18 protein-coding genes are annotated in these 21,174 nt (G+C 69.5%); 10 read left to right on the top strand and 8 right to left on the bottom strand.

The window, feature by feature from the left end:
- Window positions 1–241: 241 nt before the first annotated feature.
- A complete protein-coding gene (locus tag AB3X08_RS02325; RefSeq protein ID WP_369938387.1) occupies window positions 242–2,221 on the top strand; it encodes a beta-N-acetylhexosaminidase family protein in 1,980 nt (659 codons plus the stop codon).
- Window positions 2,222–2,390: 169 nt separating this feature from the next.
- Here the strand turns inward: AB3X08_RS02325 and AB3X08_RS02330 are convergent, their stop codons facing one another.
- Entirely contained in the window at window positions 2,391–3,122 is a 732-nt protein-coding gene (locus AB3X08_RS02330; RefSeq protein WP_369935975.1) for a hypothetical protein, read from the bottom strand.
- Between the two features lie 123 nt (window positions 3,123–3,245).
- Entirely contained in the window at window positions 3,246–4,097 is an 852-nt protein-coding gene (gene speE, locus AB3X08_RS02335; RefSeq protein ID WP_369935976.1) for a polyamine aminopropyltransferase, read from the bottom strand.
- Between the two features lie 300 nt (window positions 4,098–4,397).
- Here speE and speA point away from each other — a divergent pair, with 300 nt between their 5' ends.
- Both speA and AB3X08_RS02345 read left to right on the top strand, forming a co-directional pair.
- Window positions 4,398–6,287 (top strand): arginine decarboxylase, encoded by a 1,890-nt coding sequence (gene speA, locus AB3X08_RS02340; protein WP_369935978.1) that lies wholly within the window; start codon window positions 4,398–4,400, stop codon window positions 6,285–6,287.
- A 319-nt stretch (window positions 6,288–6,606) separates the two neighbouring features.
- A complete protein-coding gene (locus AB3X08_RS02345) occupies window positions 6,607–7,725 on the top strand; it encodes an acyltransferase family protein (protein WP_369935979.1) in 1,119 nt (372 codons plus the stop codon).
- A 56-nt stretch (window positions 7,726–7,781) separates the two neighbouring features.
- Here AB3X08_RS02345 and AB3X08_RS02350 read toward each other — a convergent pair whose 3' ends face one another.
- Window positions 7,782–8,690 carry a LysR substrate-binding domain-containing protein gene (locus AB3X08_RS02350; protein WP_369935981.1) on the bottom strand — a complete coding sequence of 303 codons (909 nt, stop codon included), beginning with the start codon at window positions 8,688–8,690 and terminating at the stop codon, window positions 7,782–7,784.
- 105 nt (window positions 8,691–8,795) lie between these two features.
- Between AB3X08_RS02350 and AB3X08_RS02355 the strand changes: the two genes are divergently transcribed.
- The 4 genes from AB3X08_RS02355 (at window position 8,796) to AB3X08_RS02370 (ending at window position 10,934) form a co-directional block, all read left to right on the top strand.
- On the top strand, window positions 8,796–9,119 hold the full coding sequence (locus tag AB3X08_RS02355) for a carboxymuconolactone decarboxylase family protein (RefSeq protein WP_369935983.1): 324 nt from the start codon (window positions 8,796–8,798) through the stop codon (window positions 9,117–9,119).
- A gap of 21 nt (window positions 9,120–9,140) precedes the next feature.
- The gene (locus tag AB3X08_RS02360) at window positions 9,141–9,539 is read left to right on the top strand and encodes a tautomerase family protein (RefSeq protein WP_369935985.1); all 399 of its coding nucleotides are present in this window, start codon (window positions 9,141–9,143) and stop codon (window positions 9,537–9,539) included.
- Window positions 9,536–10,105 carry a DUF4865 family protein gene (locus tag AB3X08_RS02365; protein ID WP_369935986.1) on the top strand — a complete coding sequence of 190 codons (570 nt, stop codon included), beginning with the start codon at window positions 9,536–9,538 and terminating at the stop codon, window positions 10,103–10,105. The genes AB3X08_RS02360 and AB3X08_RS02365 overlap by 4 nt, the downstream gene beginning before the upstream one ends.
- A 73-nt stretch (window positions 10,106–10,178) precedes the next feature.
- Window positions 10,179–10,934: an SDR family NAD(P)-dependent oxidoreductase gene (locus AB3X08_RS02370; RefSeq protein WP_369935988.1), complete on the top strand. Its 756-nt coding sequence runs from the start codon at window positions 10,179–10,181 to the stop codon at window positions 10,932–10,934.
- A 201-nt stretch (window positions 10,935–11,135) separates the two neighbouring features.
- Here the strand turns inward: AB3X08_RS02370 and AB3X08_RS02375 are convergent, their stop codons facing one another.
- The 3 genes from AB3X08_RS02375 to radC all read right to left on the bottom strand — a co-directional run bounded on the left by AB3X08_RS02375 (window position 11,136) and on the right by radC (window position 14,495).
- Window positions 11,136–11,960, bottom strand: coding sequence for an SPOR domain-containing protein (locus AB3X08_RS02375; protein ID WP_369935989.1), 825 nt, complete (start codon window positions 11,958–11,960; stop codon window positions 11,136–11,138).
- A gap of 15 nt (window positions 11,961–11,975) precedes the next feature.
- A complete protein-coding gene (gene argS, locus AB3X08_RS02380) occupies window positions 11,976–13,664 on the bottom strand; it encodes an arginine--tRNA ligase (RefSeq protein ID WP_369935990.1) in 1,689 nt (562 codons plus the stop codon).
- A gap of 156 nt (window positions 13,665–13,820) precedes the next feature.
- Window positions 13,821–14,495, bottom strand: a complete 675-nt coding sequence (gene radC, locus AB3X08_RS02385; RefSeq protein ID WP_369935991.1) for a RadC family protein — start codon at window positions 14,493–14,495, stop codon at window positions 13,821–13,823.
- Window positions 14,496–14,592: 97 nt separating this feature from the next.
- Here radC and coaBC point away from each other — a divergent pair, with 97 nt between their 5' ends.
- Genes coaBC through AB3X08_RS02400 form a run of 3 tightly spaced genes read left to right on the top strand, consistent with a single transcriptional unit; the run spans window position 14,593 to window position 18,686 of the window.
- Window positions 14,593–15,861, top strand: a complete 1,269-nt coding sequence (gene coaBC, locus AB3X08_RS02390) for a bifunctional phosphopantothenoylcysteine decarboxylase/phosphopantothenate--cysteine ligase CoaBC (protein ID WP_369935992.1) — start codon at window positions 14,593–14,595, stop codon at window positions 15,859–15,861.
- Window positions 15,858–16,328: a dUTP diphosphatase gene (gene dut, locus AB3X08_RS02395; protein ID WP_369935993.1), complete on the top strand. Its 471-nt coding sequence runs from the start codon at window positions 15,858–15,860 to the stop codon at window positions 16,326–16,328. Before coaBC ends, dut begins: the two co-directional genes overlap by 4 nt.
- A 15-nt stretch (window positions 16,329–16,343) precedes the next feature.
- Complete coding sequence (locus AB3X08_RS02400) at window positions 16,344–18,686, top strand: phosphomannomutase/phosphoglucomutase (protein WP_369935994.1); 2,343 nt, start codon at window positions 16,344–16,346, stop codon at window positions 18,684–18,686.
- A gap of 1,048 nt (window positions 18,687–19,734) precedes the next feature.
- Here AB3X08_RS02400 and AB3X08_RS02405 read toward each other — a convergent pair.
- On the bottom strand, window positions 19,735–20,415 hold the full coding sequence (locus AB3X08_RS02405; RefSeq protein ID WP_369935995.1) for a hypothetical protein: 681 nt from the start codon (window positions 20,413–20,415) through the stop codon (window positions 19,735–19,737).
- 15 nt (window positions 20,416–20,430) lie between these two features.
- Entirely contained in the window at window positions 20,431–21,090 is a 660-nt protein-coding gene (gene pyrE / locus AB3X08_RS02410; RefSeq protein ID WP_369935996.1) for an orotate phosphoribosyltransferase, read from the bottom strand.
- Window positions 21,091–21,174 lie beyond the last annotated feature (84 nt).

Consider the following 21,174-nt stretch of genomic DNA (forward strand, 5'->3'; position numbering starts at 1 on the left):
AACCGGGCAGCGATTGGTCAGTGCGACCTGTTCGCCTTGCCGCTCATACCATTTGCATACCGGATCAGGCATGCGGAGGTACGCCCGCCTTTCGCATCACGCGAGCCAAGCCGAAATTCGACGAACGCGCAGCACGTCCAAACTCATCTCCCACCTCGCAGTTCGTAGCCGCACAGCTTGTCGCCGCCTCGCGACTTGCCTACTCTGTGCCGTAATACCATTCCAATACCGGAGATCCGGAATGACGCGACGCGCTACACGGGCGGGCCTGAGTCTGCTCTCGATGACGGTGGCGCTGGGTCTGGCGCTGGCGGTCCCGGCCACGGCGCAACCGGTCACGCGGCCAGCGCTGTTTCCCAGTCCGATGTCGATCCGGCTCGAGGCCGGCACCGTCGCGCTCGGCCGGAAGGTGGTACTGGTCGCCGCGCCGGGCGCAGACCCTGCATCGGTCGCGCTGGTCCGCCGCATCCTGGTCTCCGCCGGGGTCGAACACGTCGCCACCGCATCGCGCCTGCCGGCCACGCTCGAGCGAACGTATATCGTCGTCGGTACTGGCGAGGCGGCGGTCGTGCGCGAGGCATTGGCGCGCAGCAAGGCCGTGCAGGAGACCCGCAAGGAGGGCTATACCCTCGCCAGCGTCGCGGCCGGCAACGGCAGCCTGATCACGCTCGCCGGCCACGACGCCGACGGCCTGTTCCATGCCGCGCAGACCTTGCGTCAGCTTGCCGAACGCCCGGCCATCCCGACGCTGGTCATCCAGGACTACCCGGCGATGGCCATCCGCGGCACGATCGAGGGCTTCTACGGCGCGCCATGGTCGATGGCCGATCGCGCCAAGCACATCGATTTCCTCGCCCGCGGCAAGGCGAACACCTACATCTACAGCCCGAAGGACGATCCGTATGCGCGCGATCGCTGGCGCGAAGCGTATCCGGCGGCCACGCTGAAGGCACTGGGCGGCCTGGCGGCGACCGCCAGGCGCAATCACGTCGATTTCGTCTACGCGATCTCGCCCGGGCCGTCGGTCTGCTTCTCCGATCCGGCCGATGCCAAGGCGCTGCTGCGCAAGTTCGATGCCTTTCGCGCGCTGGGCGTGCGCAGCTTCTATGTGGCGCTCGACGATATCGAATACACCAAGTGGAATTGCGAGCGCGACAAGACCGTGTTCGGCCCGTCGGGCGCGGAGGCGGCGGGCGTCGCGCAGTCGCACCTGCTCAATCTGGTGCAGGCGGACCTAGTGGCCCGACACGATGCGGCGTCGGAGCTGATCATGGTGCCGACCGAGTACTACGACGCCAAGGACAGCCCGTACAAGGCTGCGTTGCGTAAGCATCTGGATCCGAAGATCGTCGTGCAATGGACCGGCACCGACGTCGTGCCGCCGGCCATTTCCATCCCCGATGCGCGCGCGGCGACCAAGGCGTTCGGGCGCAAGACGCTGTTGTGGGACAACTACCCGGTCAACGATTACGAAACCTCGGCCGGGCGCTTGCTGCTGGCGCCGTACGCGCGGCGCGAAGCCGGCCTGTCTGCCGAGTTGGAAGGCATCGTCGCCAACCCGATGAACCAGGAGGTGCCCAGCCGCGTCGCGGTGATGGGGCTGACTGCGTTCGCATGGAACGACAAGGACTACGACGCCGAGCGCACCTGGCATGCGGCGGCGCGCGATCTGGCCGCGGGCGATGCACGGGTGACCGCGGCGCTACTCGTCTTCTTCGATACCCAGCATCTGGCACCGACCTTCGGCAGCCAGCCGTGGCAGGAGCAGGCGCCGCAGTTGAAGGCCGTGCTCGACCGGGTCCGCGAAGCACTCGCCGCGGGCGACGCCGCCGCGCGCGATCAGGCGCTCGCCGAGCTTGCGCGCCGCGCAGACGAGATCGCGGCCGCGCCCGCCATCATCCGCGCGGGCGTGGCCGATCCCGGGTTCGCCGAACAGTCGCGCCCCTGGCTGGACGCGATGCAAGGCTGGGGTCGCGCGCTGCAGGCGACGGCCGCCGGTCTGCAGGCCGCCGATCGCGGCGATGCCGCGGCGTCGGGCTTGTTCGCCGAGGCGACGCGGCTCGCTGCCGAGGCCGCGGCGATCCAGTCGATTCCCGGCGCGACGCGTTTCGGCGGGCCGGTCAAGATTGCCGATGGCGTGCTGGATCGCTTCATCGCCGATGCGCCGACGTTGATCGCGCTCGGCGAACCGGCGGGCACCGCTCCAGCGACTGCGCGCTGACGGTTTGGCGCGCCTACAGGGCGCGCGCAGCCGTGCTGGGCGATGCGACCGCTTTCAGCCTGGCGTAAAGGTCTTGTCGAACACAGCGTTGGCCGGAGGAAAAATCATCATCCCGGGCATGTCGGTCGGGCCGCGCGCTATCGTCGGCATGCGCGACCTCGACCATGCATCACGCAGCGGCATAGCCGCGGCCAAGGGTCAGCCAAAAGGCGAGCACGACGATCGCGCCGGCGAGCACGATGATTCGGCTGGAGGCGGGCGGCAACACCGGCGACGCGCGCCGGGAGAGCGCGACGAACAGCAGGCCGAGCGGCGCCAGCAGGCTTTCCTGCGCGGCGTCCTTGAGCGCGGGCAACACCGCGCCGGGATAGAACAGCACGCTGGCGCACGCCACGCCGCCCGCCGCGCAATACGCGGCGAGCAGTGGTCTGCCTTTCGGCAGGCAGGGGGCGACGCTGCGCAGGACGATGCCGTAGAGCAAGAGGCCGGCCAGGCCCATGCCCAGGCGCCATACCCATGCTGGCCGCAGCGCGAGATCGCGCACGACGAACGCCAGGTCGCCGGTGTCGGTGAGTGCGGAGAAGATCAGGTAGCCCGCGCCCCACAGGCCGTTGAATGCGGCGACCAGCGCGCATACCGTACGCGCCGTGGCGTGCCGGCTGCGGTGCGCGGCGGCGCCGAACACCGCGGCGACGCAGAGATTGCTCACCGGGCCGGCGGCATCGACGAACGGATGACCCGGCTGGCAGTGGAAGTACACGGAGCTGAGCAAGGTGACGGTGCCGCCCGTGCCGAGGCAGGTCAGGCCGTGGCCGACCGCCTCGTGCGCGATGCAGGCGGCGACGAAGGCCATCGCCGCCAACGCGCACAGGGTCCAGAGGCGGGAGAGATTGGCAGGCATGTTCGCGGCGCTGCATGTGAGCGAGCGGACAGACAGTATGCGCCGGCGTCGCGGCTTGCCGGCCACCGCGTCCCTTGTGCGCGGGCACGACCGGCGCCGACCTCGTCGGCGCCGGCCTGGTACTTACCCGCCCAGCGCCTCGGCCACGAACGGCGGCAGCACCTGGGTGCCGGTGTGCAGGTGCGCGCTGTAGTAGCGCGTAGCGAACGGCTTGGCCGCGGCATCGGCTTGGCGGAAGTCGAAGCCGCCGGACTTGCGCGCCAGGGTCACGCTCCACCAGCCGGTCGGATAGCACGGCTGCGGGAACGGCACGGTGTGGAAGCTGGCGAAGCCGGCCTTGCCCATCTCGGTGCGCATTTCCTTGATCAGATCCAGCAATGCCAGCGGCGATTCGGACTGCTGCACCAAGATGCCGTCGTCCTTCAGCGCCTTGAAGCAGCTGGCGTAGAACGCCTTGTTGAACAGGCCTTCGGCCGGGCCGACCGGATCGGTGGAATCGACGATGACGATGTCCACGCTGCCCGCCGGGCAGTTGGCCATGTAGGCGATGCCGTCGTCGAACAGCAGTTCGGCGCGCGGATCGGCATTGGATTCGCACAGCTCCGGGAAGTACTTCTCGGCCATGCGCGTGACCTGCTCGTCGATGTCGCACTGGGTGGCGCTCTCCACGCCCGGGTGCTTGAGCACTTCGCGCAGGGTGCCGCAGTCGCCGCCGCCGATGATCACCACGCGCTTGGGCGCGGCATGGGTGAACAGCGCCGGGTGGCTGATCATCTCGTGGTAGAAGAAGTTGTCGCGCGTGGTCAGCATCACCGCGCCGTCGATCACCATCAGCTTGCCCCAGTCGGTGGTGTCGTAGATCTCGATCTTCTGGAACGGCGACTGCACCTCGTCCAGCTTGCCGGTGATGCGATAGCCGATGGCCGAGCCGGTGGGCTGGAAGTGTTCGATGTACCAGTTGTCGTTGGCGCTCATGCAGATGTCCTAGGAAAGCAAGAAAGAAGCAGCGTTTCCTTCTCCCTCCGGGAGAAGGTGGCGCGAAGCGCCGGATGAGGGTCGGGCGCAGCCCCGTGCAGCCGAGCCGCGCGATGCTGTCACCACACCCTCTCCGGATGAGGGTAGGGCGCAGCCTCGTGCAGCCAGACCGCGCCAGGCGCCCGCAAGCCCGGCCTGGCTCCACAGGAGCCAAGGGCGTCGGAACGGCGCGGATTGTAACGGAGCCCACGCGTAGCAGGCGTTACAATCCACGCCCCTTTTCCCCGCCGAGCCGCCACGATGAGCGATTGGTCCCTCGACCAAGCCCGCAAGACCTATTCGATCCCGCACTGGGCCGATGGGTATTTCGACGTGGATCCGGCCGGGCGGGTGGTGGTGCGCCCGCAAGGCGCCGACGGCGTGGCGATCGCGCTGCCGGAGGTGGTGGATGCCGCGCGCGCGGCCGGCGCCAAGCTGCCGATGCTGGTGCGCTTCCCGGACATCCTCGGCGAGCGCCTGGGCAAGCTGCAGTCGGCCTTCGCCCAGGCCCAGGCCGACTGGGACTACGCCGGCGGCTATACCGCGGTGTACCCGATCAAGGTCAATCAGCACCGCGGCGTGGCCGGCACCCTGGCCAGCCACCAGGGCGAGGGCTTCGGCCTGGAAGCGGGCAGCAAGCCGGAACTGATGGCGGTGCTGGCGCTGTCACGGCCGGGCGGACTGATCGTCTGCAACGGCTACAAGGACCGCGAATACATCCGCCTGGCGCTGATCGGGCGCAAGCTCGGCCTGCAGACCTTCATCGTCATCGAGAAGCCGTCGGAGCTGAAGCTGGTGCTGGAGGAGGCGCGCGCGCTGGACGTCAAGCCGGGCCTGGGCGTGCGCATGCGCCTGGCCTCGCTGGGCGCGGGCAAGTGGCAGAACAGCGGTGGCGACAAGGCCAAGTTCGGGCTGTCGCCGCGGCAGGTGCTGGACCTGTGGAAGGCGCTGCGCGACACCGAATACGCCGAGTCGCTGAACCTGCTGCACTTCCACATGGGCTCGCAGATCTCCAACGTGCGCGACATCGCCAACGGCATGCGCGAGGCCACCCGCTATTTCGTCGAGCTGTCCAAGCTGGGCGCCAAAATCAGCCACGTCGACGTCGGCGGCGGCCTGGGCATCGATTACGAAGGCACCCGTTCGCGCAGCTACTGCTCGATCAACTACGGCCTGCATTCCTACGCCAGCAACATCGTGCAGCCGCTGGCCAACGCCTGCGAAGAACACGGCCTGCCGCCGCCGCGCATCGTCACCGAGTGCGGCCGTGCGATGACCGCGCACCACGCGGTGCTGATCGCCAACGTCTCGGAAGTGGAGCAGGCGCCGGAAGGGCGCGTGCCCGACGCGCATGCCGACGAGCCGGCGGCGATCCGCCACCTGCGCGAGATCCACGACGAACTGGACGTGCGCCCGGCAGTGGAGCTGTTCCAGGAAGCGCAGCATTTCCATGCCGAAGGCCTGTCCAGCTACGCGCTGGGCCAGATCGATCTGCCGCAGCGTGCGCGTATCGACGATCTGTTCTACGCCATCGCGCACGGCGTGCGCGCGCGCCTGAGCCATGAGGAAAAGAGCCACCGCCCGGTGCTGGACGAGCTCAACGAGCGGCTGGTGGACAAGTATTTCGTCAACTTCAGCGTGTTCGAATCGATCCCCGACGTGTGGGCGATCGACCAGGTGTTCCCGATCGTGCCGATCGAACGCCTGAACGAGGCGCCGGCGCGGCGCGGGGTGATCTGCGACATGACCTGCGATTCCGACGGCATGGTCAAGACCTACGTCGAGAACGAAAGCCTGGACAGCTCGCTGCCGCTGCACGAACTGCGCCCGGGCGAGAGCTACCGGATCGGCTTCTTCCTGGTCGGCGCCTACCAGGAAATCCTCGGCGACATCCACAACCTGTTCGGCGACACCGATGCGATCGAGGTCAGCGCCGACGGCGACGGCTACCGCATCGCGCAGCAGCGCCGCGGCGACACCACCGACGTGATGCTGGACTACGTCGGTTATGCACTGGCCGACCTGCGCGCGGCCTATGCCGAACGCGTGGCCGCCGCGCAGCTGCCGGCCGCGCAGGCGCAGGCCTTGTCGGCGGCACTGGAAGCGGGGCTGACCGGCTACACCTACCTGTCGGACGAACCGCTGGGCTGATCGGCCGGACATGCAGTGGCGGCCGGCGCATGTCGGCCTGCCCGCGCTGCGCGGTGCCGGCCCGCCGCCGATGCCGCTGATAACGTCTGCGACGGTGCCGCGGCCGCCACCTCTACTGTTGAGTGTCAGCGGCCTCACAAGGGTTCTCCATCCTCCATTCCCCGAACGGGTCGCGTCGCTGTTGCGTGCGCCTGGGGTCGCGTCGTCGCCCGGGCACGGGCAACGCGCTTCTCCCATCGACGTGCTTGCGCGCTTCGCACACGACAGCGGCGGCCCTAGAATGGCGCCACGTTCCCTGCCGTGAAAGGATGCCGGCCGCATGCGCTACCCCGGACTGGATTTGCTGCGCGCGCTGGCGATCGTGTGGGTGATGCTGTTCCATTCGTTCGTGGTCGGCGGCCTGGGGCCGGACTGGGCCTGGCTGTCGCGCTATGGCTGGATGGGCGTGGACCTGTTCTTCGTGCTCAGCGGCTTCCTGATCGGCGGGCAGGTGCTGGCGCCGCTGGCGCGCGGCGAACCGCTGCGTTTCGGCGATTTCTACCTGCGTCGCGCGTTCCGCATCCTGCCGGCCTTCGCCGTGGTGCTGGCGCTGTACCTGGCCTGGCCCGGTTTCCGCGAAGCGCCGGGCATCGCGCCGTGGTGGATGTTCGCCAGCTTCACCTTGAACCTGGGCATCGACTACGCCAACCAGCAGGCGTTCTCGCATGCCTGGTCGCTGTGCGTGGAGGAGCATTTCTACCTGGTGTTCCCGCTGCTGGCGGCGCTGTCGATGCGGCGGTCGTCGGCGCCGCGTTTCGTCGCGTTGTGCGGCGCCGTGGTGCTGGCCGGGATCGCGCTGCGCACGGCGACCTGGTTGCACGACAGCGCGCTCGACCGCATCGGCGACGGACTGCAACGCAACTGGTTCATCGAGGACATCTACTATCCGACCTGGAACCGGCTGGACGGCTTGCTGGCCGGGGTGGTGCTGGCCGCGATCAAGGTGTTCCGCCCGCAGCGCTGGCAGTGGCTGCAGGCGCATGCCAACGCACTGTTGCTGGCCGGGGTGGCGGTGTGTGCGCTGGCGATGTGGCTGTTCCGCGAGCGTACCGGCCTGCTCGGCAACGCGATCGGCTGGCCGGTGCTGTCGCTGGGACTGGCGCTGCTGACGGTCGCCGGCGCCTCCACGCGCAGCTGGATCGGCCGGCGCGCAGTACCTGGGGCGGGGTGGCTGGCGGCGGTCTCGTACAGCCTGTACCTGTCGCACAAGGCTGTGTTCCATCTCACCCAGAGCTGGTTTGGCGCCGCACTCGACGGGCGCGGGCTGCTCGCGTTCGCGCTCTATGCGGCGATGGCGCTGCTGGCCGCCGCGCTGCTGCACTACGCGGTGGAACGGCCGTTCCTGCGGCTGCGCGAACGCCTGCAGCGTCCGCGCGCCGACGTGCCGGCTGCTGCCTAGGGCGACGCAGCGCATGGTGTGGGGAGACGTCGGGCGCTGTTCCGCGTGCGGCCGCCTCACTCCGGATCGGCGTAGGCCATGCGCGCCTCGTGTAGGCGCTGCTGCAGGATCTCCGCCAGACGTGCCACCGCCGGCGCCGGTTCCGCGTCGGCACGATGCAGGTTCAAGCCCAGCGCCGGCAGCGTCGGCAGGCCGCCGGCTCCTGGCGGCAGCAGCGCCAGCGCGTCCGGCAAGCCGGCCGGCGTGCGCAGGGTCAGGCCCAGGCCGGCGCGCACCGCGGCCCACACGCCGCCCAGGCTGGCGCTGGTGAAGGCGATCCGCCACGGGATGCCGGCGCGGTCCAGCGCCGTGGTCGCCGCCGTGCGCAACAGGCAGGGCGCCTCCAGCATCACCAGCGGCAGTGGCGTCTCGCTATGCCAGCCGCTCGGGTCCGGAAGCGGTGCCTGGGCCGCGGCGATCCAGCGCATCGGCCAGGCGGCCTGCGGCGCGCGATGCGCGGTCGCGGTCCCTGCATCCCAGACCAGCGCGAGGTCCAGCTGGCCGGCGTCGACCCGGGCCAGCAGTTCCTGATGGCGCGCGATGCGCGCTTCGATGCGCACCTTCGGATGGGCGCGGGCGAAGCGGCCCAGCACGTCGGGCAGCATGTGCTCGCCGAAATCCTCCTGCAGTCCGAGCCGCACCCAACCCTGCAGGGCGGAGCCGTGCAGCGCGCCGGTGGCTTCGTCGTTGAGGTCCAGCAGGCGCCTTGCGTAAGCCAGCAACACCTCGCCGGCGTCGGTCAGCGCCAGTCCGCGGCCGCTGCGGCGCAGCAGCGCGTGGCCGGCCTGGGCTTCCAGTTTCTTCAGCTGCGCGCTGATCGCCGAGGTGGAACGCCCGTGCCGGTCCGCCGCCTTGGCGAAGCTGCCCAGTTCGACGCCAGCGACGAAGCTGCGCAGCGCATCGAGATCGAAGGTGACGCGACGCATGCTATCGATCCTGTTTTATCGAAGATTGGATGCTGAATTTCCCGATTTTCAGGAACATCTTCGGTGGCTAGGCTGTGCGCAGTCAATCTCCAGCGCGAGACGCCCATGCCCCACCTGCCTCCATCTGGTGCTTCCGCGTTCGCCGACATCGCGCCGAAGTTCGCGCAACTGACCGATGACGTGCTGTTCGCCGACCTGTGGCAGCGCCCGCTGCTGTCGCCGCGCGAGCGCAGCCTGGTCACGGTCGCGGCGCTGGTCGCGCTGTACCGACCGCAGCAGTTGCCGTTCCATCTGAGCCGCGCGCTGGACAACGGCCTGGGCCGCGACGAACTGGCCGAAGCGATCACCCATCTGGCGTTCTACGCGGGCTGGCCGTGCGCCGCCTCGGCGCTGCCGCTGCTGCGCGCCGCGACCGCGTCGGCCATCTGATTCCCAAACAGGAGACATCCCATGCCCTACGCCCGTATTTCGCTGCATCGCGGCGCTCCCCCGGACTATCTGCGCGCCTTGTCCGCCAGCGTCTATCAGGCCATGCATGAAGCGTTCGAAGTGCCGGCCGGCGATTGCTTCCAGGTCATCCACCAGCACGAGCCGGGCGAACTGGTGTTCGATCGCCACTATCTCGGCGGACCGCGCTCGGACGCCTTCGTGCTGATCGCGATCACGGCCGGGCGGCCGCGCAGCGAGGCGTGCAAGCGCGCGTTCTACCGGCGCCTGGTGGAGCTGCTGGCGATCGCGCCGGGCATCGCGCCGGAAGACGTGATGGTCAATATCGTCACCACGCAGGCGCAGGACTGGTCCTTCGGCGGCGGCCGCGCCGGGATCACCGCAGCGGAGGCCGACGCATGATCGCCATGCAGTACGGCATCGCGTTGCCGGCCGACTACGACATGGCCATCATCCGGCGCCGCATCGCCGACAAGGGGCCGTTGCTGGACGATCTACCGGGGCTGGTGTTCAAGGCCTATCTCAGCGCCGATCGCGGCGATCGCGCGCTGTCCAGCCGCAACAATCTGTATGCGCCGTTCTACCTGTGGCGCGACGCCGAGGCGATGCGCGATTTCCTTGCCGGCGCCGCGTTCCGCGCGCTGACCGCGTCGTTCGGACGGCCTGCGGTGCAATTGTGGACGGTATGCGCCGCGCATCTGCATGCGGACCTGCGCAGCGCCCGCTACGCCCGGCGCGAGATCGTCGCGATTCCCGATACCGACGAGCTCGAAACGCTGGGCGAGCGCGAAACCGCGCGGGCGAGGGACGATCTTGCCGCAGGCGCGCTAGCCACAGTGAGCGCCTATGAGCCGCATGGCTGGAACCTGCTGCGACTGCGACTCTGGCGCGATCTGCCGCCGCCGTCGCCGGACGCAGGTCAAGCCTATGCCGTGGGCCACGTGTCCATGCCAGCACGCGATCACTGAGCTAACGGGTCCCGGCGTTGCGCTTTTGCTTTTACCATTCCCGGTTCCCCCCACTTCCCATTCCCGGCCTCCCATGACCAAGACCGCCCTGATCACCGGTGCCACCTCCGGTTTCGGCGCCGCCGCCGTGCGCCGCTTCGTCGACGCCGGTTGGCGCGTGATTGCCACCGGCCGCCGCGCCGAGCGGCTGCAGCCGCTGTTGGCCGAGTTCGGCGCCGAGCGCGTGCACGTGGCGGCATTCGACATCCGCGACGAAGCGGCGCTGGATGCGATGCTGGCGGCGCTGCCCGACGCGTTCCGCGGCATCGACCTGCTGGTCAACAATGCCGGCCTGGCGCAGGGCACCGCACCGGCGCAGGCCGCGTCGCTGGACGACTGGCGCACGATGATCGATACCAACATCACCGCGCTGGTGACCCTGACCCATCGCCTGCTGCCCACGCTGATCCAGCGCCGTGGCGCGATCGTCAACATCAGTTCGGTGGCCGCGCTGTACCCGTATCCGGGCGGTAATGCCTACGGCGGCACCAAGGCCTTCGTCAGCCAGTTCTCGCTGGGCCTGCGTTCGGATCTGCACGGCACCGGCGTGCGCGTGACCGCGATCGAGCCGGGCATGGCCGAGACCGAGTTCACCCTGGTGCGGACCCATGGCGACCAAGGCGCGTCGGACAAGCTCTACCACGGCGCGCAGCCGATGACCGCCGAGGATATCGCCGAGCAGATCTTCTGGGTCGCCACGCTGCCGCCGCATCTGAACATCAATCGGCTGGAAATCATGCCGGTGACGCAGTCCTTCGCCGGCTTTCAGGTGGCTAGGGGCGGGGAATAGGGAGTGGGGAATCGGGAATAGGAAAAGCGAAAGCGAAAGCAGGCACCGTTGCGCCTGCTGATTGTCGCAGCCGGGCCGCCATCAGCCGCGCTCGCTCGACTGACACAGAAAATTAAACGACTGGCCTGTGCAGACCAGTCGCAAGGAGGCAGGAGAAGTCGCTTCTCCCTATTCCCGATTCTCGATTCCCGACTCCCCGCCTCACTGCGCCTTGATCGCGATCGCCGGCAGCCCGCTGCCGGTCAGCTTCTGCTTGGCTGCGGCCAGTTCGCTGGCGGTGCCGTACGGCCCCATGCGCACGCGGTACACGGTCTTGCCGCTGATCTGCGCCGATTCCACGCGCGCCGACAGGCCCAGCATCGCCAGCTTGGCCTTGGTCGACTCGGCATCGCCGGAGGCGCCGAACGAGCCGGCCTGCAGGATGTAGCGGGCGTTGTCCGGCGCGGCGGCGGCGGTTGCCGCGGGCGCGGTCGCTGCCGGGGCCGGCTTGGTCGCCGTGGCGACCGTGTTGGCGGGGACGCTCGCTGCGGCCGTTTCGGGCAACGGGGTGGGGTTGGACGCTGCCGCCGTCGTTGCCGGCGCGGTGGCGGCCGCGGTTGCCGTCGCCGGTGTGGCGGCGGCCGGCTGCGGCGCGCGCGCCTGGCGGTTGGCCTCGGCGCGTGCGCTGGCGGCCAGTTCGGCGTCGGACATCTGCACTTCCTTGCCGGGCAGCAGGGTGTAGAAGTCGTACTGGGTCTGCGCGTCCTTCTTGGCCTCGGGCTTGGTGCTGCCGGCCGCCGCCGCTGCCGGTTTGGGCAGTTCCGGCGCCGCGTCCACATCGGCATCGGCCACCGGTGCCGGTTGCGCATCCGGGTTGGCGCGTGGGCCGCCCACGCGCAGGAAGCCGTCGCCGTCCTTCTTGAACAGGCCCGGCGCTGCCAGGAATACCACTGCCGCGATCGCCACGCCGGCGATCAGCCACACCCATCCGGGCGTGCCGTTGCCGCTGTTGCGCCGCGCCTGCGTCTTACCGCGTCGTGCTGCCATCTACCGCTTCTCCACTCACATTTTTTCCGGGGCGGACACGCCCAGGAGGTTCAGGCCGTTGGCCAGCACTTGCTGCGCCGCCACGGCCAGGGTCAACTTGGCGTTGCGCTCGCTCGCATCGTCCACCAGCACCGGAGTGCCGTGGTACCAGGTGTGGAACGCAGTCGCCAGTTCGCGCAGGTATTGCGCGATCAGGTGCGGCTCCAGCACATGCCCCGCATTCTCCACCACTTCCGGGTAGCGCGAGAGTTCCAGCATCAGTTCCAGCGAGGTCGCATCGTTCAGCCGGTTCAGCTGGCCCAGGCCATCGGCCTGGTCGTAGTCCAGTTTCTTCTCCTGCGCCTGGCGCAGCAGGCTGCACACCCGGGCATGCGCGTACTGCACGTAGAACACCGGATTGTCGTTGCTCTGCTGGCGCGCCAGGTCGATGTCGAAGGTCAGCTGCGAATCGGGCTTGCGCGCGATCAGGAACCAGCGCGTGGCATCGCGGCCGGCTTCCTCGATCAGGTCGCGCAGGGTCAGGTAGCTGCCGGCGCGCTTGGACAGCTTCACTTCCTCGCCGCCGCGCATCACCGTGACCATCTGGTGCAGCACGTACTCGGGCCAGCCCTTGGGGATGCCCAGGTCCATCGCCTGCAGGCCGGCGCGCACCCGTGCCAGCGAGCCGTGGTGGTCGGCGCCCAGTTCGGTGATCGCGCGCACGTAGCCGCGCTGCCACTTGCTCAGGTGATAGGCCACGTCCGGCACGAAATAGGTGTAGCTGCCGTCGGACTTGCGCATCACGCGGTCCTTGTCGTCGCCGAAATCGGTCGATTTCAGCCACAGCGCGCCGCCTTCCTCGTAGGTGTGGCCGGAGGCGACCAGCTTCTGCACCGCCTCCTCGACCTTGCCGTCGCGGTACAGCGAGCTTTCCAGGAAGTAGATGTCGAAGTCCACGCCGAATGCGGCCAGGTCGTGGTTCTGCTCGTTGCGCAGGTAGGCCACGGCGAAGCGGCGGATCGCTTCCAGGTCCTGCGGGTCCTTGGCGCCGGTGACCACGTGGCCTTCCAGGTCCACCGCGGCGCCGGCCAGATAGGCATCGGCCACGTCCTGGATGTAGTCGCCGCGGTAGCCTTCTTCCGGCCAGTCGGGGCTGTCGGGGGTCTTGCCCTGCGCGCGCGCCTGCACCGAGCGCGCCAGATTCTCGATCTGGCCGCCGCCGTCGTTGTAGTAGAACTCGCGCTTGGCGTTCCAGCCGTTGGCCTCGAGCAGCCGCGCCAGGCAGTCGCCGATCGCCGCAGCACGGCCGTGACCCACGTGCAGCGGGCCGGTCGGATTGGCCGAGACGTATTCCACGCCCACGGTGCGGCCATTGCCGACCAGGCTGCGGCCGTAGTCCTCGCCCTGCTTGATCACCGCGAGCACTTCGCGCTGGTAGGCGCTGGGGCTGAGGTGGAAGTTGATGAAGCCGGGGCCGGCGATCTCGACCCGGGTCACTTCGTCGCTGGCCGGCAGCGCGGCGACCAGTTGCTGGGCCAGGGCGCGCGGATTGCCGCGCGCGGCCTTGGCCAGCAGCATCGCGGCGTTGGTGGCGAAGTCGCCGTGCTCGCGGGTCTTGGGCCGTTCGACCACGAAGTCCGGCGGCAGGGTGTCGGCCGGCAGGGTGCCGTTGGCGCGCAAGGCTTCGATGCCTTGACCGATCAGGGCGCGGAGTTGGGATTTCACGTGATCTCTGCTTGAAGCGCGGAACCGGCGATTTTACCCGACCCGCCGCCTCCCGGCCCGTGCCGGGTTCAGCCCGACCTCAGGCCGTCGGCCGATGGCGGGGCATTGGCGATGCGCAACGCCGCCGCCACGCTGCCACGGCTCCCGGAATCCGGCTCAGGCCCACCCGCGCGCAGCCATCGACACCGGCGCCCCGTCGCCGACGATGAAATGGTCCAGCAAGCGGATGTCCACCAGGCCCAGCGCCTGTTTCAGGCGGTGGGTGACGGCGCGGTCGGCGGGCGAGGGTTCCGAATTTCCCGAGGGATGGTTGTGGCCGATGATCACCGCGGCCGCGTTGTGCGCCAGCGCGCGCCGCACCACTTCGCGCGGATGCACCTCGGCGCCGTCCAGGGTACCATGGGACAGTTCTTCGAACGCCAGCGAGCGGTGCTTGGTGTCCAGGAACAGCACCGCGAACACCTCGTGCGGCCATGCCCGCAGCCGCTGCGCGAAGTAGCGGCCGGCCGCCCCCGGATCGGTCAGGGTGGTGCCGCGCTCCAGCTCGGCGGCCAGGTGGCGCTTGGCCAGCTCCAGCGCCGCCGACAGCTTGCAGGCCCGCGCCGGGCCGAGTCCCGGCAGGCGCACCAATTCGCGTGGCGGGCGGTCCAGCAGCATGCGCAGCGGTCCGTGCCGCTTCAGCAGGTCGCGCGAGGTCCGCACTGCGTCGCTGCCGGGCAGGCCGGAGCCGAGGAAGATCGCCAGCAGTTCGGCGTCGGAGAGCGCGCCGGGACCGTGCGCCAGCAGCTTTTCCCTTGGACGTTCGGTGTCGGGCCAGTCGTTGATGTGCATATCGCCAGATTGGCGGGCGATATGGCGCAACGGTATCAGGGCCGCAAAGGGCCATCGGGTAAGCTAATCGTTCTTGCATGGGTAGGACATTCCCGACGTGACCGGTACTTTCGAGGGGCCCCTGCAGGGGCGGCGTGTGCTGTTGTGCGTAGGCGGCGGCATCGCTGCCTACAAGGCGCTGGAGCTGGTGCGACGGCTGCGCGCGGCGGGTGCCGAGGTGCAGGTGGCGATGACCGCCGGCGCGCAGCAGTTCGTCACGCCGCTGAGCTTCCAGGCGCTGTCCGCGCACCCGACCCGCACCAGCCTGTGGGACAGCGCCGCCGAGCAGGCGATGGGCCATCTGGAGCTGGCGCGCTGGGCCGATCGCGTGGTGGTGGCCCCGGCCACCGCCGACCTGCTGGCGCGGCTGGCCCATGGCCTGGCCGACGACCTGGTGACCACGCTGTGCCTGGCCACCGACGCGCCGCTGACCGTGTGCCCGGCGATGAACCACCGCATGTGGCTGCACCCTGCCACCCAGGCCAATGTCGCCACGCTGCGCCAACGCGGCGCCAGCGTGGTCGGGCCGAACGACGGCCCGCTGGCCGAGGGCGAGTCCGGTCCCGGACGCCTGGCCGAGCCGGAAGAGATCGTCGCCGCGCTGGGCGATGGCCGCGCAGCGGCCGCCGTCGCGGCCCCTCTGGCGGCGCCTGCGCCGGTCGCGGCCACCACCGGTGGCGGTCCGCTGCACGGCCTGCGCCTGCTGATCAGCGCCGGGCCGACCTACGAGGACCTGGACCCGGTGCGCTACCTCGGCAACCGCAGCAGCGGCAAGATGGGTTACGCCCTGGCCGCCGCCGCGGCGCGGCAGGGCGCGTCGGTGGTGCTGGTCAGCGGCCCGGTGCACCTGCCCACGCCCGACGGCGTGCAGCGCATCGACGTGCGCTCGGCCGCGCAGATGCGCGCCGCGGTGCTCGGCGCGTTGCCGGCCGACATCTACATCGGCACCGCCGCGGTCGCCGACTACACGCCCAAGCAGGTCGCCGCGCAGAAGATCAAGAAGAGCGGCGAGGTGCTGACCCTGGAACTGGTGCGCACCCCGGACATCCTGGCCGAGGTCGCCGCGCAGACCCAGGCGTTGAAACTGGTGGTCGGTTTCGCCGCCGAGACTCACGACATCGAACGCTATGCGCGTGGCAAACTCAACGACAAGCACCTGGACCTGATCATCGCCAACCAGGTGGGGGTGGCCGGCAACGGCTTCGAGAGCGACCAGAATGCCGCCACCGCCTACTGGCAACAGGGCGCGCGCAGCTTCCCGGCCGTGTCCAAGGCGCAACTGGCCGAACAACTGCTGGCCCTGATCGCGGAGCGACTGCACGCATGACCACCCCCACGCCATACCCGCTGCAGGTCAAGCTGCTCGATCCGCGCTTCGGCGACAGCTGGCCGCTGCCGGACTACGCCACCGAAGCCAGCGCCGGGCTCGATCTGCGCGCGGCCACCGAGGCGCCGCTGACCCTGGCGCCGGGCGATACCGCGCTGATTCCCAGCGGGCTGTCCATCTACATCGCCGATCCGCAGCTGTGCGCGGTGGTCTTGCCGCGCTCCGGGCTGGGCCATCGCCACGGCATCGTGCTCGGCAACGGCACCGGCCTGATCGATGCCGACTACCAGGGCCCGCTGCTGATCAGCGTCTGGAACCGGGGCCGCGAGCCGTTCACGGTCGCCCCCGGCGACCGCATCGCGCAGCTGGTGGTGATGCCGGTCGTGCGCGTTGCCCTGCAGGTGGTGGATACTTTCGCCGACAGCGCCAGGGGAACGGGTGGATTCGGCCATACCGGAGTGCGCTGACAGGGGATCGTCTGCATGAGCGAGGCAACACAACGGCCGCCGGCGCCGGAGGGTTTGCGCAAGGCGGCGCCGCTGCTGGCGCTGCTGCTGGCCGCACTGGCCGGCTGGTTCGGCTGGAGCGGCGCGCAGCAATGGCGCCATGAACAGAGCGCCACGGCGCTGCAGCAGGCGCGCGACGCCGCGGTGGCGCAGACCTCGCAGGCGCTGGCGGCGGTCGCCAAGCGCTTCGTCGCGCAACTGCAGCAACCCGCGGTGCAGGCCGCCCTGGCGCGCGGCGACGCGACGACGGCCGCGCAAGCGGTGCGCGAGGGCTGGAAGGATGCGGAAGACGCCCTGGTGCTGCCGGGCGATCTGAATGCCGGCTACGCCGATGCGGGCGGCTTCGGCTATGGCCGCCTGGCGCTGCTGGAAAAGGCGTTGCTGACCAACGCGGTCGCCAGCGCGGTGGTGCGCGATGGCGGCGGGGCGCGCTTGGGCTTGGCCGCCCCGGTGACCCTGGACACGGGCGCCGGCGTGGCCTATCTGCGCCTGCCGCTGCGCGTGCTGACCGCGCCGGTGGCGCAGGCCGCGGTCCCGGCCAGCGGCTATCTGGCGCTGCGCCAGGGCAGCTACGACGTGATCGGCGCCGGCGATGCAGGCCTGGCCGACCATGGCGATGCATTGTCGCGGCCGGTCGGCACGACCGGGCTGCGGGTGGTCGCGGCCTTGCCCGACGCCGAGATCGGCCCGCTCGGCCTGGACGCGCTGCCATGCCTGATCGTCGCCGGCCTGCTCGGCTTTTTGGCGCTGGCGGTGCTGCTGGCCGCGCGTGGCCGCCTGCCGCAGCCGCGCCGCGCCAAGGCCGCCGCCGCGGCGACCGAGCAGGAACCCACCCTGCGGCAGAGCCTGCAGCATCGGGAACCGCCACCGCCGCCGCCATTGCCGGAGGGCGAGACGGCGCCGGCCAAGGTGGTTCCCGCACTGACCGTGCCGGCCGCGATCTTCCGCGCCTACGACATCCGCGGCGTGGTCGGCCGCGACCTCAGCCCGCAGGTCGCCGCCTTGATCGGCCAGGCGATCGGCGCGGTGATGCAGGAGCAGGGCTTGAACGAGGTGGTGGTCGGCCGCGACGGCCGCCTGTCCGGCCCGGAACTGTCGGCGGCGCTGATCGAGGGCCTGCGCCGCGCCGGCTGCCATGTCACCGACATCGGCCTGGCGCCGACCCCGGTGGTGTATTTCGCCAGCTTCCACCTGCGCGCCGGCAGCTGTGTGGCGGTGACCGGCAGCCACAACCCGCCGGACTACAACGGTTTCAAGATCGTGGTCGGCGGCGAGACGCTGTCCGGCGCGGCGATCACCGACCTGTACGCGCGGATCAGCGAAGGCCGCCTGCCGACCGCGGCCGAACCGGGGCGGCTGGAGCAGCGCGACGTCGGCGACGACTACATCCAGCGCATCGCCGACGACGTGCAGCTGGATCGCCCGCTCAAGGTGGTGGCCGATGCCGGCAACGGCGTGGGCGGCGAACTGGCGCCGCGGTTGCTGGAGGCGATCGGCGCGGAGGTCATCCCGCTGTATTGCGACGTCGACGGCACCTTCCCCAACCATCACCCCGATCCCAGCGAGCCGCACAACCTGGAAGACCTGATCCAGACCGTGAAGCGCTTCGATGCCGACCTGGGCATCGCCTTCGACGGCGATGCCGACCGGCTCGGCGTGGTCACCAAGGAAGGCGCGGTGATCTATCCCGACCGCCTGCTGATGCTGTTCGCCGCCGACGTGCTGCAGCGCAATCCCGGCGCGCTGGTGATCTATGACGTCAAGTGCACCGGCAAGCTGTCGGACTACGTGCTGCGCAATGGCGGCAGCCCGATGGTGTGGAAGACCGGGCATTCGCTGATCAAGGCGAAGATGCGCGAGACCGACGCCGAACTGGCCGGCGAGATGAGCGGCCACTTCTTCTTCAAGGAGCGTTGGTACGGTTTCGACGACGGCCTGTACGCGGCGGCGCGGCTGCTGGAGATCCTGGCGCAGCGCGAGGAGAGCCCGTCCGAGGTGCTGGCCGAGCTGCCCGACAGCGTGTCCACGCCGGAGATCAAGCTGCCGCTGGCCGACGGGCAGGACGCGCATGCGCTGGTCGCGCAGCTGGTCGCGGCCGCGCAGCAGGAAGGCTCGGCATTCGCCGGCGGGCGGCTGCTCACCATCGATGGCCTGCGCGCGGACTTCGCCGATGGCTGGGGCCTGGTGCGCGCGTCCAACACCACGCCGGTGCTGGTGCTGCGCTTCGAGGCCGACAGCAGTGCCGCGCTGGAGCGGATCAAGGACCTGTTCCGCGGCCAGCTGCAGGCGCTGCTGCCGTCGCTGGCGATGGGGTTCTAAGGCGTATGCCGTGTGCGTCCGGCGGCGCGCCGGGCGAGGCGGCGTAGCGCCGCCGGCATGCGGATGCTTGCGGAGCGGCGTCGGTCCCCGGCAGCGTTGCCGAGCGCGCGGCGGTTCCGTGCTGCGCTCTTCGCGACCGAAGGGCACTTCTGATAACCCCGAAAGCAGGTCGATGCACTTGCGAGACGCCGACACGCCCGGCCTGCAGGTTCCGGCATAGAGACGTTCGAGATGCCATGGAATCGATACGTTCCAGATGCCATGAAGTGGCAAAGGCACATTGGCGGTAGACGGTGGCGTTGCGGCCGCGTTTTTCATGGCGCCTTGGCATCACGGCCGCTTCGTCCTCCTGTCGCGGCTGAAGCCGCTCCTACAAGAGCAAGGCGCGCATGTGTAGGAGCGGCTTCAGCCGCGACAGAAAAAAGGAACACGCCATCGACACACGCAGCGTGCAGCTTCGGAATGGAGTTATTGGAGGTGCCCTGAAGTCGCTCCCACAAGGGACTCGCGGCCTACTCGCTGGGTGCACTGTGGGAGGGACTTCAGTCCCGACAGCATCCGAAACCGCAGGGCATCCAGGCTTCGTTCGTCGCGACTGAAGTCGCTCCCACAAGGGACTCGCGGCCTACTTGCTGGGTGCACTGTGGGAGGGACTTCAGTCCCGACAGCATCCGAAACCGCAGGGCATCCGGGCTTCGTTCGTCGCGACTGAAGTCGCTCGCACAAGGACGCGCGGCCTACTTGCTGGGTGCACTGTGGAGGGATTTCAGTCCCGGCAGTATCCGAAACCGCAGGGCATCCAGGCTTCGTTCGTCGCGACTGAAGTCGCTCCCACAAGGGACTCGCGGCCTACTCGCTGGGTTCACTGTGGGAGGGACTTCAGTCCCGACAGCATCCGAAACCGCAGGGCATCCAGGCTTCGTTCGTCGCGACTGAAGTCGCTCGCACAAGAGACTCGCGGCCTACCCGCTGGGTGCACGTGGAAGGGACTTCAGTCCCGACATCGCTCCCGCGGCGACCTAGTTGCCGCCGCCGGCGCGCGTCGCGTTTAACCGCTATTCGTCGTCGCAGCCGGCGCGGTTCCGGTCGCGGGCCGCTTCGCCGCACGGTAGCGTTGCAGCGTGTCGTCGATTTCCTGGTTCAGGCCGAGCCGCTGCTGTTCGAAGTTCTTCTGCATGCGCAGCTGCCACAGCAGCGCGCGATGCCGCTGCTGCACGTCCTCGGCGATCTTGCCGGCCACCTTCTGTCCGGCCAGTTCGCGCGCGCCGGCGTTGGCCAGCAGGCCGACCAGGCCTTCGCGCAGGCTGTTGACGTTGTAGCGGGCGGTGTTGATGTTGTTGTCGACGATGCCGATGCGCTCGGAGAACACCCGGCGCAATTCCTCTTCGCTCTGGAACGACAGCAGCATCGCCTGGTCGGTGCGCTTGCGCGTCTCCAGCGCCGCCTGGTCGGCGCGCTGCTGGGCGGCATCGGCGGCGGCCGCGGCGCGCTCCTCGGCATTCAGCGCGCGGCCGACCGCGCCGCTGCGCATCCCGCTCTTGGCGTTGAATTCGTCGCGCGCCTGGTTCACCGCTTCCGGCGGCAGCGCATCGCTGCACATCCGCTGCCCGCCCTGATTCCAGCAGTACAGCTTCTTGGATGGCGCCGGCTGCGCCGCGGTCGGCAACGCAATCAGCGCGAGCAGGACCGGCAACGCGGCCCGGGCCCATGGTGGTTGGATCGGCATCATGGCAGCCCCCTGCTGTCAGCCTGACGGATCGCAGCCGTAGCGTGCCCGGTAGGCCAGCAGCGGTTCGCGGAAGCCGACAAGGTCGGCGTTTCCATCGATGAATGCAAGCAGATCGCCCAGATGCGCGACCGACACCACAGGAACCCCCGCTTCCGCCGCCACCGCTTGCGCCGCCGAGCGCCGGTCGTGCTCGCCGGCGATCTCCTGGCGGTCCAGCGCGACCAGGATCGCCGCCGGGATGCCGCCGGCCTCGCGGATGATTGCCAGCGCCTCGCGGATCGCGGTGCCGGCGGTGATCACGTCGTCCACGATCAGCACCCGGCGCCCGGCCAGCGGCGCGCCGATCAGGCTGCCGCCTTCGCCATGGGTCTTGGCTTCCTTGCGGTTGAACGCCAGCGGCAGGTCGCGGTCGCGCTGCGCGTACTCGCAGGCCAGCGCGGTCGCCAGCGGGATACCCTTGTAGGCCGGGCCGAACAGCAGGTCGAAGTCGAGACCGGCGGCGTCGGCCGCGTCGGCGTAGCACGCCGCCAGGCGCGCCACCGTGCTCCCGGAATCGAAGCGACCGGCATTGAAGAAATAGGGGCTGATGCGCCCGGACTTCAGCGTGAACTCGCCGAAGCGCAGCGCCTGCGCATCCAGGGCCAATTGCAGGAAACGGTGCCGGTAGTCGGTCATTGGGATGCCGGGATTCGGGATTGGGGATGACGGGATTTGTGAAAGCATAGCTGGTCGCGGCCATGCAGCGTCCACGCATGGGGT

This window comes from Xanthomonas sp. DAR 34887 (assembly GCF_041245805.1).
Taxonomy (GTDB): domain Bacteria; phylum Pseudomonadota; class Gammaproteobacteria; order Xanthomonadales; family Xanthomonadaceae; genus Xanthomonas_A; species Xanthomonas_A tesorieronis.

Coding starts and splice junctions, on each gene's coding strand:
- AB3X08_RS02325 (WP_369938387.1), top strand. CDS start 242: ATGACGCGACGCGCTACACGGGCGGGCCTGAGTCTGCTCTCGATGACG.
- AB3X08_RS02330 (WP_369935975.1), bottom strand. CDS start 3,122: ATGCCTGCCAATCTCTCCCGCCTCTGGACCCTGTGCGCGTTGGCGGCG.
- speE (WP_369935976.1), bottom strand. CDS start 4,097: ATGAGCGCCAACGACAACTGGTACATCGAACACTTCCAGCCCACCGGC.
- speA (WP_369935978.1), top strand. CDS start 4,398: ATGAGCGATTGGTCCCTCGACCAAGCCCGCAAGACCTATTCGATCCCG.
- AB3X08_RS02345 (WP_369935979.1), top strand. CDS start 6,607: ATGCGCTACCCCGGACTGGATTTGCTGCGCGCGCTGGCGATCGTGTGG.
- AB3X08_RS02350 (WP_369935981.1), bottom strand. CDS start 8,690: ATGCGTCGCGTCACCTTCGATCTCGATGCGCTGCGCAGCTTCGTCGCT.
- AB3X08_RS02355 (WP_369935983.1), top strand. CDS start 8,796: ATGCCCCACCTGCCTCCATCTGGTGCTTCCGCGTTCGCCGACATCGCG.
- AB3X08_RS02360 (WP_369935985.1), top strand. CDS start 9,141: ATGCCCTACGCCCGTATTTCGCTGCATCGCGGCGCTCCCCCGGACTAT.
- AB3X08_RS02365 (WP_369935986.1), top strand. CDS start 9,536: ATGATCGCCATGCAGTACGGCATCGCGTTGCCGGCCGACTACGACATG.
- AB3X08_RS02370 (WP_369935988.1), top strand. CDS start 10,179: ATGACCAAGACCGCCCTGATCACCGGTGCCACCTCCGGTTTCGGCGCC.
- AB3X08_RS02375 (WP_369935989.1), bottom strand. CDS start 11,960: ATGGCAGCACGACGCGGTAAGACGCAGGCGCGGCGCAACAGCGGCAAC.
- radC (WP_369935991.1), bottom strand. CDS start 14,495: ATGCACATCAACGACTGGCCCGACACCGAACGTCCAAGGGAAAAGCTG.
- dut (WP_369935993.1), top strand. CDS start 15,858: ATGACCACCCCCACGCCATACCCGCTGCAGGTCAAGCTGCTCGATCCG.
- AB3X08_RS02400 (WP_369935994.1), top strand. CDS start 16,344: ATGAGCGAGGCAACACAACGGCCGCCGGCGCCGGAGGGTTTGCGCAAG.
- AB3X08_RS02405 (WP_369935995.1), bottom strand. CDS start 20,415: ATGATGCCGATCCAACCACCATGGGCCCGGGCCGCGTTGCCGGTCCTG.
- pyrE (WP_369935996.1), bottom strand. CDS start 21,090: ATGACCGACTACCGGCACCGTTTCCTGCAATTGGCCCTGGATGCGCAG.